This is a genomic window from Streptomyces botrytidirepellens, assembly GCF_003721215.1.
Classification (GTDB): domain Bacteria; phylum Actinomycetota; class Actinomycetes; order Streptomycetales; family Streptomycetaceae; genus Streptomyces; species Streptomyces himastatinicus.
Genome location: NZ_RIBZ01000307.1, coordinates 24,604 through 35,256, shown reverse-complemented (window position 1 = coordinate 35,256; position 10,653 = coordinate 24,604). Strand labels below are relative to the sequence as shown.

Genomic DNA, 10,653 nt, shown 5'->3' with positions numbered 1-10,653 from the left:
GGGCGCGTCCGCTGCCAGGCGGCGGCCGGAGGGCAGGGCCCGGACCCGGCGCAGGTCGGGCGGGCGCGGCACGCGCAGCCGCCGCTGACCACGGGCGGCGCCGGACGGACCGTCAGGGATGCCACGGGGTGATCACCCCATGCGGAAGGAGGTGCGAACGCCGAACGGGAAAACGCCTGGGAGAGCGCTTTCCGGAACATCGCCGATCATGCTCAACGGCCTGATTATCGTCAGGCAGACGACTATGATCGTGTCATGCCCTACGACCCATCGGCCTTCCCGGCTTTCGCCGTCACCGTGGATCTGGTCGTGCTCACCGTGCGGCGGCACGCGCTGTGTGCGTTGGCCGTCCGTCGCGGCGAGCCACCCTTCAAGGGGCGATGGGCGCTGCCCGGCGGTTTCGTACGCGCCGACGAGGACCTGACCGCCGCCGCGGCCAGGGAGCTCGCCGAGGAGACCGGGCTGCACGCCCATGACCCGGCGCTTCCGGTCCCGCCGAACGCCGCACACCTCGAACAGCTCGCCACCTACGGCGACCCGAAGCGGGATCCCAGGATGCGGGTGGTCAGCGTCGCACATCTGGCGCTGGCGCCCGACCTGCCCGCGCCCCGGCCCGGGGGCGACGCCCACAGCGTCCGCTGGGCCCCGGTGGAGTCGCTGCTCGACCAGGAAGGAGCCTTCAGCCGGGACGCGGACCTGGCCGCCCCGCTCGCCTTCGACCACGCCCGCATCCTGGCGGACGGCGTCGAGCGCGCCCGTTCCAAGATCGAGTACTCCTCGTTGGCCACCGCCTTCTGCCCGCAGGAGTTCACGGTCGGCGAGCTGCGCCGGGTGTACGAGGCGGTGTGGGGCGTGGCCCTGGATCCGCGCAACTTCCACCGCAAAGTCACCGGAACCCCGGGATTCCTGGTGCCCACCGGGGGCACGACGACCCGTCAGGGTGGCCGCCCCGCCCAGCTGTTCCGGGCCGGGGGCGCCACGCTGCTCAATCCGCCCATGCTTCGTCCCGAGGTGTGAAGGCCTGTGACACGACGACTCGTCAGGGGGTGTATGTGCCGACGAAATAGGACATAGCGGGTTACCGTGCTCCGGTACGTCACCAGTCCCCACGTGCCACCGAGCGGTTCCATGCCCCGCGGGAGAAGCCATGATCCAGGCCACCGGACTGACCAGCGCCCGCCGCCGCAACCACGCGCCCGCCATCGACGATCTCACCTTCGAGGCCCCGCCGCGCCGTGTCACCGCCTTGCTCGGTGGTCCCGGCGCCGGGAAGACCAGCGCGTTGCGGCTGCTGCTGCAGCTCGACCGGGGCCATGGCTCCGCGTTCTTCCGGGGCCGCCCCCTGCATCGCATCCGGCGCCCGGCCCGTGAGATCGGCGTCCTCCTCGACGATGTCCCGGGACATCCGGGGCGCACCGTGCGCGGTCATCTGAGAATGCTCGGTGCCGCCGCCGGGGTGCCCGCCGCGCGCGCCGATGTCGTCCTCGACGTCGTCGGCCTCACGGATCTGGCGGACGAGCGCCTCGGCGATCTGGCCCTCGGGATGGAGCGCCGCCTCGGCATCGCCACAGCGCTGCTCGGAGACCCGCACGCCCTCGTGCTGGACGAACCGGCCCGGGGCCTGTCGGCCCGTGAGACCGACTGGCTCAACGGACTGCTGCGCGGATTCGCCGACCAGGGCGGCGCCGTGCTGATCACCACCGAGGACGCCGAAGGGGTGGCCCGCGTCGCCGACCGCGTCCTCACCCTGGAAGAGGGTCGGCTGGTGGCCGATCAGTCGGTCGACGAGTTCGCCCGTACCCGGCTGCGCCCCCGCGTCGTCGTCCGCTCACCGCTCGCCGGACGGCTGGCCGCCGTCCTGGAGGAGGAGGCGAACACCGCCCGGGAGGCGGCGGAGGCCGAGCGGCGCGCGGAACGTGCGGCGGCGGCCGAAGCGGCGGCCCGCGCCCAGGCGGAAGAGGCCGTTGCCGAGGGCGAGGCCAAGGCCGGGATCAAGCTCAAGGCCAAGTCCAGGCTCGGCGGCCTCGGCCGTGCCAAGGACACGACGCAGGCCGAGGGCGACACCGCGCCCGCGGGAGTGGGCGCGGCCGAGGCGGATGCCGAGTCCGTCACCGTGCCTGTGCCCGCCCCCGTGCCTGTCCCGGGGTCCGGCGTCGCAGCCGCGAGTGCCTCTGCCCCCGTGAGCGCCGCGGCGGTCGAGGCGGAGCCCGAGGACGAGGAGGAGTCGGTCGCCGACCCGTTCTCGGTGGTGCGGGACGACGAGACCCGCATCTCCGTCTACGGCCTCCCCAGCGCCTCCGTCGGCGAGGCCGCCTACCGCCACGGCATCGTGGTGCACCGGCTGGTCGAGGAGACCGCCGACCTGGGACCCGCGACCCCCGCGGGAGCCCGCGCCCGCGACCCCGAGGCCTCGTCGCCCCGGGTGCTCCACAGGCTCCGGCTTCCCGGCCCCGCCTGGCCGATGCGGTACGAATTGCGCCGCGCCACCGGCGTGCGGTCCAGCTGGCTGATCGGCGCCGCGGCGCTCGCCCTCTCGCTCCTCGCCTCCGTGCTGCTGGCCCGCGAGGGCGGTGCCGGGGAGCTGCACCGGCTCACCGGCTGGCCCGCCGACCTTCCGTTGCCGCCCATCGCGATCGCCGCCGGGCTGCTGGGCGCCCTGGCCTTCGGCGACGAGTTCCGCTATCCGGCGCTGGCCCCCGCCCGGGACGCCGTACCGCAACAGATCGGTCTGCTCGCCGCCAAATTCGTCGTCTGCGCGGTCGGTGCCACGCTGCTGTCGCTCGGCGCCATCGTCCTCGACAGCGCGGCGCTCCTGCTGCTCGTCGGCGGGAACGCGGTGCCGCTCCCGAGCGACTGGCCGGTGCTGATGGCGAGCGTTTTCGGCCTCACCATCGGCTGCTCTTGGGCCGGACTGCTCGCCGCGGGCGTCTTCCGGTCCACCGCTCTCGGGCTGGCCACGCTCCTCGCGGTGCCGCTCCTGGCGGTTCCCGTGGTCCGGCGCGCGATGGCCGAGCCGTCGCTGCACTCGCTCGTCGGGCTGCCGCACCGGCTGCGCGCCGTGGCGCTGGACCGTCCGCCGTCCATGGTCAACCGGGGGGTGGCGGCCGTGCTGCGGCTCGCGGGTCAGCCCGTGGGACAGGCCCTGATGCTGTCGGTGGCGGTGCTGCTGTTCGCCTACGCCCTCACCGGGCTGCGCGGCAGAAGGGCCCGCCAGTAGACGGCCCCGCCGCGGACCGGGACGCAGGGGCCGGTCCGCGGCAGGGGCTCGCGGACCGGCTCCTGTGCCCCGGGAGCGGCTCGTCGGTGGTTGCGCAGGGGCTGCTCATGAAGTGGTCGCAACTCCGGTGAAGGGTGCTGCTTTCTGTCCGAATCAGCGTCAATTGTGAGGTAATGGGCGATCACCCTTTCGTGTGCTTTTCACCAAAGACCTCAAGGGTCTCCGGAGCGTCGCCGACAAAGGATGCGTGAGTACCCTTGCGCACACCACCATGACCGCGGCTCGCCCCGCCGACTCCGGCCTCGCCGGCTCGGGCGAGCTTGACCGCTACTCCTACGCCGACGCCCCCGGCGCCGACCGCGGCAGCGCCCCCTCCTGGGACGGCGCGGACGCGGAGATCGGCCGGGTGGGCCGCCGCGCGGCCGGCAACCGGGGCCGCGGGCTGCACGGCCAACTCGTTCAGCAGCTCGGCCAGATGATCGTCTCCGGCGACCTGGGCGCGGACCGCCCGCTGGTCCCGGAGGAGATCGGCCAGCGCTTCGAGGTCTCCCGCACCGTCGTCCGGGAATCCCTGCGCGTCCTCGAGGCCAAGGGCCTGGTCAGTGCCCGCCCCAACGTCGGCACCCGGGTCCGCCCGGTCAGCGACTGGAACCTGCTGGATCCGGACATCATCGAGTGGCGCGCCTTCGGGCCGCAGCGTGACGACCAGCGCCGCGAGCTGTGCGAGCTGCGCTGGACGATCGAGCCGCTCGCGGCGCGCCTCGCCGCGGGGCACGGCCGCGAGGACGTGCAGCAGCGGCTGGCCGACATGGCGGAGATCATGGGGCACTCGCTGACCCAGGGCGACACCCTCACGTTCTCCCGCGCCGACGCCGAGTTCCACGCCCTGTTGCTCCAGGTCGGGGGCAACCGGATGCTGGAGCACCTGGCGGGCATCGTCGCCGCCGCCCTCCATGTCTCCGGCGCGCCGGCCAGCGGCTGTGAACGGCTCACCGAGGCGAGCGTCGGCCACCACCGCCGGATCGTCGAGGCGGTCGGGTCGGGAGACGCCGCCGCGGCCGAAGGGGCGATGCGCCAACTCCTGACCGTCCACCCGGATCTCGATCACGCCGAGGTCGGGGTGCCCGCGCCGCGCGAGCACTGACCCCGCGGCGCGTACGGCGCCCGGGGTGTACGGCGTATGGCATGCCGTGGGCGGTGGACCGCCGGCGACGGGCGGCGTACGGCGTACGGAGCGGCGTCGCCGGATCCCGCCCGCGGGTTCGGCGGCGCGGCGCGGAGCCCGGCGACGGCGCGGAGCGTGGCAGCGGCGCGGAGACGTGGAGTGCGGGACGTGACATGAGACGCAGTACGGGCGGACCAGGAGGGCCGCCCGGGAGTCGGCGCGTGATCGACTCGGAGTTATCTGTCCCGTTGGGTGGGTATTAGGACCGATATGTGGTGTGACTCGGGCCACGACGATTGGGCGTAACGCTCTTTGGGGCAGCGCGATGATTAAAGAGGTGGCAGCCGCGGAGGGAATACGGATGTCGCTCGCGACGCTGTACTCCTCCGCACTCCGCCCGCGCGCCGTCGGTTCATCCCTGCCGGCGGTCGTCGGCTCCGGTCCACAGCGGACGGGGCCGGAAGCCGTTTCCAACGTTCCGAGAGGTTGTTCGTGTCGGCCAGCACATCCCGTACGCTCCCGCCGGAGATCGCCGAATCCGAGTCTGTCATGGCGCTCATCGAGCGGGGAAAGGCTGAGGGGCAGATTGCCGGCGATGACGTGCGTCGGGCCTTCGAGGCTGACCAGATTCCGCCAACCCAGTGGAAGAACGTTCTGCGCAGCCTCAACCAGATCCTCGACGAGGAGGGTGTGACGCTGATGGTCAGTGCCGCAGAGGCGCCCAAGCGCACCCGCAAGAGCGTCGCAGCGAAGAGTCCGGCAAAGCGCACCGCCACCAAGACCGTCGCGGCCAAGACGGTCGCTGCCAAGAAGGCTCCGGCCGCTCCGGCCGCTCCCGCGACCGCCGCGGGAGGCCCGGCCGAGGAGGCGTCGGCGGCCCCCGCGAAGAAGGCCGCCGCCAAGAAGACCACCGCCAAGAAGACGGCGGCGAAGAAGACCACCGCCGCGAAGAAGACGGTCGCGAAGAAGACCACCGCCAAGAAGGACGTCACCGACGAGATCCTCGAGGCCGAGGACGTCATCGAGGAAGTGCCGACGGGCAGCAAGCCGGCCCCCGAGGGTGCCGAGCCGGAGCCGGAGAATGCGGGCTTCGTGCTCTCCGACGAGGACGAGGACGACGCTCCCGCGCAGCAGGTCGCCGCGGCCGGCGCCACCGCCGACCCGGTCAAGGACTACCTGAAGCAGATCGGCAAGGTCCCGCTGCTCAACGCCGAGCAGGAGGTCGAGCTCGCGAAGCGGATCGAGGCCGGTCTCTTCGCCGAGGACAAGCTCGCCAACTCCGACAAGCTCGCCCCCAAGCTCAAGCGCGAGCTGGAGATCATCGCCGAGGACGGCCGCCGCGCCAAGAACCACCTCCTGGAGGCCAACCTCCGTCTGGTGGTCTCCCTGGCCAAGCGCTACACGGGCCGCGGCATGCTCTTCCTGGACCTGATCCAGGAGGGCAACCTCGGTCTGATCCGCGCCGTCGAGAAGTTCGACTACACCAAGGGCTACAAGTTCTCGACGTACGCCACCTGGTGGATCCGCCAGGCGATCACGCGTGCCATGGCCGACCAGGCCCGCACCATCCGTATCCCGGTGCACATGGTCGAGGTCATCAACAAGCTCGCGCGGGTGCAGCGCCAGATGCTCCAGGACCTGGGCCGTGAGCCCACTCCGGAGGAGCTGGCCAAGGAGCTGGACATGACCCCCGAGAAGGTCATCGAGGTCCAGAAGTACGGCCGTGAGCCGATCTCCCTGCACACCCCGCTGGGTGAGGACGGGGACAGCGAGTTCGGTGACCTCATCGAGGACTCCGAGGCCGTCGTCCCGGCCGACGCCGTGAGCTTCACCCTGCTCCAGGAGCAGCTGCACTCGGTGCTCGACACGCTCAGCGAGCGCGAGGCGGGCGTGGTGTCCATGCGCTTCGGCCTCACCGACGGTCAGCCGAAGACGCTCGACGAGATCGGCAAGGTCTATGGCGTGACGCGTGAGCGCATCCGCCAGATCGAGTCCAAGACCATGTCGAAGCTGCGCCACCCGTCCCGCTCCCAGGTCCTCCGGGACTACCTGGACTGACGGGCGGCTTCCGCACCGCATAGCGCCAGCACGAAGGCCGGGCCTCCTCGGAGGGCCCGGCCTTCGTGCTGTCCCAAGCGCTGTCTGTCCCAAGCGCTGTCTGCGGGAAGTGCTGCCCGGGGACGAATCACCCGGTTGGCCCAGGGCAGCCCGCCCCGGTTGGCCCCCTCCGGGATGCGGATCGCGCCGGGCGGGGTGACGCTAGGTAGGCGACTCGATCCGTACGGTCAGGAGGCTGCATGCGTAAGTCGCTGCCCTCGTTCCCCGCCCGCCTCGCCGTGCTGCTCGCGGCCGCGCTCGCGCTGCTGCTGCTCGCGCCCGCCCCGGCGACGGCCGAACGTGCCGTGGTGGGCGGGCATCGGGTTCGTACGGCCGAGGCGCCCTGGGCTGTCGCGCTGGCCAGCCGTGAGCTGTTCGGGGCGAAGCGCTCGGGCCAGTTCTGCGGCGGTGCGGCGGTGACCCCCACGAAAGTCATCACGGCGGCGCACTGCCTGAGCCGGGCGGTGCTGGGCAAGAAGTGGCAGGAGGTGCGGGACCTGCGGGTGATCGTCGGCCGCAATGATCTGCGGGGGACCCGTGGGGTGGAGATGGCGCCCGCGAAAGTGTGGGTCAACCCGGCGTACCAGTCCGACGACCGGGCCGGTGACATCGCGGTGCTCACCCTGGGGCGGCCGCTGCCGCCCGCCTACGTCATCCGCATGGCGCGGGCCGGGGATCCGGCGTACCGGGCCGGGAGCAAGGCGTTGGTGTACGGCTGGGGTGATACGGACGGTGACGGCAGCTATGCGCTGACGCTGCGGGCCACGGCGGTACGCGTCCTGACCGACGCGACGTGCCGGAGCGCCTACCCCGGAAACGCGGAGGGCGATTACCAGTCGGCTTCGATGGTCTGCGCCGGGGTTCCGGGTGGCGGCCGGGACGCCTGTCAGGGGGACAGTGGAGGTCCGCTGGTCGCCGACGGACGACTGGTGGGCCTGGTGTCGTGGGGGAGTGGCTGTGCGGTGGCCGGGCGGCCGGGCGTCTACACCCGGATCTCGGCGGTGGTGTCGCTGGTGGCCGCGTAATGGCTGAGACGGCCGAGAGGGTGCCTCGGGCCCGCCGAGAGGCCCGGGAGGGACCGGAACCGGGGTCCTGGGGGCAGGACGGCGTCAGCGGGTCGCGACACACCGCGACGAGCGCGGGCGGCCCTCCCCTGGCTGGGGCGGGCCGCCCGACGTCCGGCCCTTGGCCGGTTTTCGCTCGTCGTCGTGGCGCGAGGCGTCAGCGTTCGTCGTCCGACGCAGACGCCGGAGCGGCGGTCAGCCGCTCGGTCTCGTCCTGTATTTCCGCGGCGATCTTCTTGAGTTCCGGCTCGAACTTGCGACCGTGGTGGGCGCAGAAGAGCAGTTCACCGCCGCTCATCAGGACGACGCGCAGGTATGCCTGGGCGCCGCAGCGGTCGCAGCGGTCAGCGGCCGTCAGCGGGCTCGCGGGGGTCAGAACAGTAGTCACGTCGCCTCTTCTCTAGCTCGACGAGCTGTCGTACCAGGGTCAACATCCAACCAGCCCGATATCGTTCCCGCTCGTGGCTTTTTCTCAAAAATTGCTTCTGAGTGGGCCGGATGATGACGGTTGGCGGCGAATGAGCCNTTTCTCAAAAATTGCTTCTGAGTGGGCCGGATGATGACGGTTGGCGGCGAATGAGCCGTATTGCGTTGGTTTACGGATTCACGTCGCTTGTCGGGTTTTGTCCTCCCGGCCGGGTTGCCGGTTGTGAATGAGGACGTGCCCGGAGCCTAAATGGTTCATGCCTCCAAGGGAACGTGATGTGTGCTTCACGCCAAACGGGCTATCGAACGTACGAGCGAAACTGGGGCGGGCTGGACTAGGATGGACGTTTCACGGGTGGCGGCACGAAGGCTCTATCAGGCCTCGGTACGCTCTGACGGGCGACCCGTGCCACCATCGTGCCCACAGTTGGGCCAACAGAAATTCAGCGAGGAGCGAACCGCGTGACCGCCGACACGTCCGTGCCGTCCACTGCGCTGCTGACCGGAGCAGACCGGGGCGGCTCCAACTACACCGCGCGGCACCTTCTCGTCCTCGAGGGGCTCGAGGCAGTGCGCAAGCGGCCCGGTATGTACATCGGATCGACCGACAGTCGCGGTCTCATGCACTGCCTCTGGGAGATCATCGACAACTCCGTGGACGAGGCCCTGGGCGGCTATTGTGACCGCATCGAGGTGCATCTGCACGACGACGGTTCCGTGGAGGTCCGGGACAACGGCCGGGGGATCCCGGTCGACGTCGAGCCCAAGACCGGGCTGTCCGGCGTCGAAGTCGTGATGACCAAGCTGCACGCCGGCGGCAAGTTCGGCGGTGGCTCGTACGCGGCCTCCGGCGGTCTGCACGGCGTCGGCGCCTCTGTGGTGAACGCGCTGTCCAGCCGCCTGGACGTCGAGGTGGACCGGGACGGCAAGACCCACTCGATCAGCTTCCGGCGCGGCGTTCCCGGGATCTTCACCGAATCCGGACCGGACGCCCCCTTCGATCCCTCCGGCGGTCTTCTCAAGGGGAAGCGGGTTCCCAAGACCCGCACCGGCACCCGCATCCGCTACTGGTCGGACCGGCAGATCTTCCTCAAGGACGCCAAGCTCTCCCTGGAGAACCTGCACGCCCGCGCCCGCCAGACCGCCTTCCTGGTGCCGGGCCTGACGCTGGTCGTCCGGGACGAGCGGGCTCTCGACGGCCGGGAGGGGCCCGTCGAGGAGGAGTTCCGCTACGACGGCGGCATCAGCGAGTTCTGCGAGTACCTCGCCCAGGACAAGGCCGTCTGTGACGTACTGCGCCTGTCCGGGCAGGGCACCTTCAAGGAGACCGTGCCGGTCCTCGACGAGCGCGGCCACATGACGCCGACCGAGGTCACCCGGGAGCTGGGCGTCGACATCGCGCTGCGCTGGGGCACCGGCTACGACGCCACCACCAAGTCCTTCGTGAACATCATCGCCACCCCCAAGGGCGGCACGCACGTCTCCGGCTTCGAGCGCTCGGTCACCAAGACCGTCAACGAGGTGCTGCGCTCCGCCAAGCTGCTGCGCGTCGCCGAGGATGACGTCGTCAAGGACGACGTCATGGAGGGCCTGACCGCCGTCGTGACCGTGCGGCTCGCGGAGCCGCAGTTCGAGGGCCAGACCAAGGAGGTGCTGGGCACCTCGGCCGCCTCCCGGATCGTGGCCAACGTGGTCGCCAAGGAGCTGAAGGCGTTCCTGACGTCCGGGAAGCGGGACGCCAAGCAGCAGGCCCGCGCCGTCCTGGAGAAGATCGTCGCCGCGGCCCGTACGCGCATCGCGGCCCGCCAGCACAAGGAGGCGCAGCGCCGCAAGACCGCGCTGGAGTCCTCCTCGCTGCCCGCGAAGCTGGCCGACTGCCGCAGCGACGACGTGGACCGCAGCGAACTGTTCATCGTCGAGGGCGACTCGGCGCTCGGTACGGCCAAGCTCGCCCGGAACTCCGAGTTCCAGGCGCTGCTGCCGATCCGCGGCAAGATCCTCAACGTTCAGAAGTCATCCGTATCGGACATGCTGAAGAACGCCGAGTGCGGGTCGATCATCCAGGTCATAGGGGCCGGTTCGGGCCGTACGTTCGACATCGACGCGGCCCGCTACGGCAAGGTGATCTTCCTTGCCGACGCCGATGTCGACGGCGCCCACATCCGCTGTCTGCTGCTCACCCTCTTCCAGCGCTACATGCGGCCGATGGTGGAGCAGGGGCGGGTCTTCTCGGCCGTGCCGCCGCTGCACCGGGTGGAGCTGGTCAACCCGAAGCGCGGTCAGGAGAAGTACATCTACACGTACTCCGACAACGAGCTGCGGGAGACGCTGCTGGACCTGGAGCGCCGTGGGGTCCGCTACAAGGACGGCATCCAGCGCTACAAGGGTCTCGGCGAGATGGACGCCGACCAGCTCGCGGAGACGACGATGGACCCGCGTCACCGCACGCTGCGGCGCATCAACATCAGCGATCTGGAGGCCGCCGAGCAGGCGTTCCACCTGCTCATGGGCAACGAGGTCGCGCCGCGCAAGGAGTTCATCACCAACTCGGCGGCGACCCTGGACCGGTCGCGCATCGACGTCTGAGGCGTCTGAGGCGTCCGAGGCGACGTCTGAGGCGGCCGTCTCTCCACCCCGGGTGGAGAGACGGTGTCCACCCGGAATCCGCCCTGGCTCCGATCCCC

7 protein-coding genes are annotated in these 10,653 nt (G+C 70.9%); 6 read left to right on the top strand and 1 reads right to left on the bottom strand.

The features are described 5' to 3' along the window. Nucleotides 1–255 precede the first annotated feature (255 nt). The 5 genes from EEJ42_RS25925 (at nucleotide 256) to EEJ42_RS25905 (ending at nucleotide 7,504) form a co-directional block, all read left to right on the top strand. Entirely contained in the window at nucleotides 256–1,017 is a 762-nt protein-coding gene (locus EEJ42_RS25925; RefSeq protein ID WP_009714572.1) for an NUDIX hydrolase, read from the top strand. 130 nt (nucleotides 1,018–1,147) lie between these two features. Further along, nucleotides 1,148–3,217, top strand: a complete 2,070-nt coding sequence (locus EEJ42_RS25920; protein WP_123103428.1) for an ATP-binding cassette domain-containing protein — start codon at nucleotides 1,148–1,150, stop codon at nucleotides 3,215–3,217. A gap of 193 nt (nucleotides 3,218–3,410) precedes the next feature. Continuing rightward, nucleotides 3,411–4,361, top strand: coding sequence for a FadR/GntR family transcriptional regulator (locus EEJ42_RS25915; RefSeq protein WP_123103426.1), 951 nt, complete (start codon nucleotides 3,411–3,413; stop codon nucleotides 4,359–4,361). 507 nt (nucleotides 4,362–4,868) lie between these two features. Beyond that, on the top strand, nucleotides 4,869–6,440 hold the full coding sequence (locus tag EEJ42_RS25910; RefSeq protein WP_184503277.1) for an RNA polymerase sigma factor: 1,572 nt from the start codon (nucleotides 4,869–4,871) through the stop codon (nucleotides 6,438–6,440). A 239-nt stretch (nucleotides 6,441–6,679) separates the two neighbouring features. Then, a complete protein-coding gene (locus tag EEJ42_RS25905; protein ID WP_123103424.1) occupies nucleotides 6,680–7,504 on the top strand; it encodes a S1 family peptidase in 825 nt (274 codons plus the stop codon). Nucleotides 7,505–7,700: 196 nt separating this feature from the next. Here EEJ42_RS25905 and EEJ42_RS25900 read toward each other — a convergent pair whose 3' ends face one another. Beyond that, entirely contained in the window at nucleotides 7,701–7,931 is a 231-nt protein-coding gene (locus EEJ42_RS25900) for a DUF7455 domain-containing protein (RefSeq protein WP_123103422.1), read from the bottom strand. A 500-nt stretch (nucleotides 7,932–8,431) separates the two neighbouring features. On the opposite strand from EEJ42_RS25900, the gene EEJ42_RS25895 reads away from it, so the two are divergent. After that, a complete protein-coding gene (locus EEJ42_RS25895) occupies nucleotides 8,432–10,555 on the top strand; it encodes a DNA gyrase/topoisomerase IV subunit B (RefSeq protein ID WP_123103420.1) in 2,124 nt (707 codons plus the stop codon). Nucleotides 10,556–10,653 lie beyond the last annotated feature (98 nt).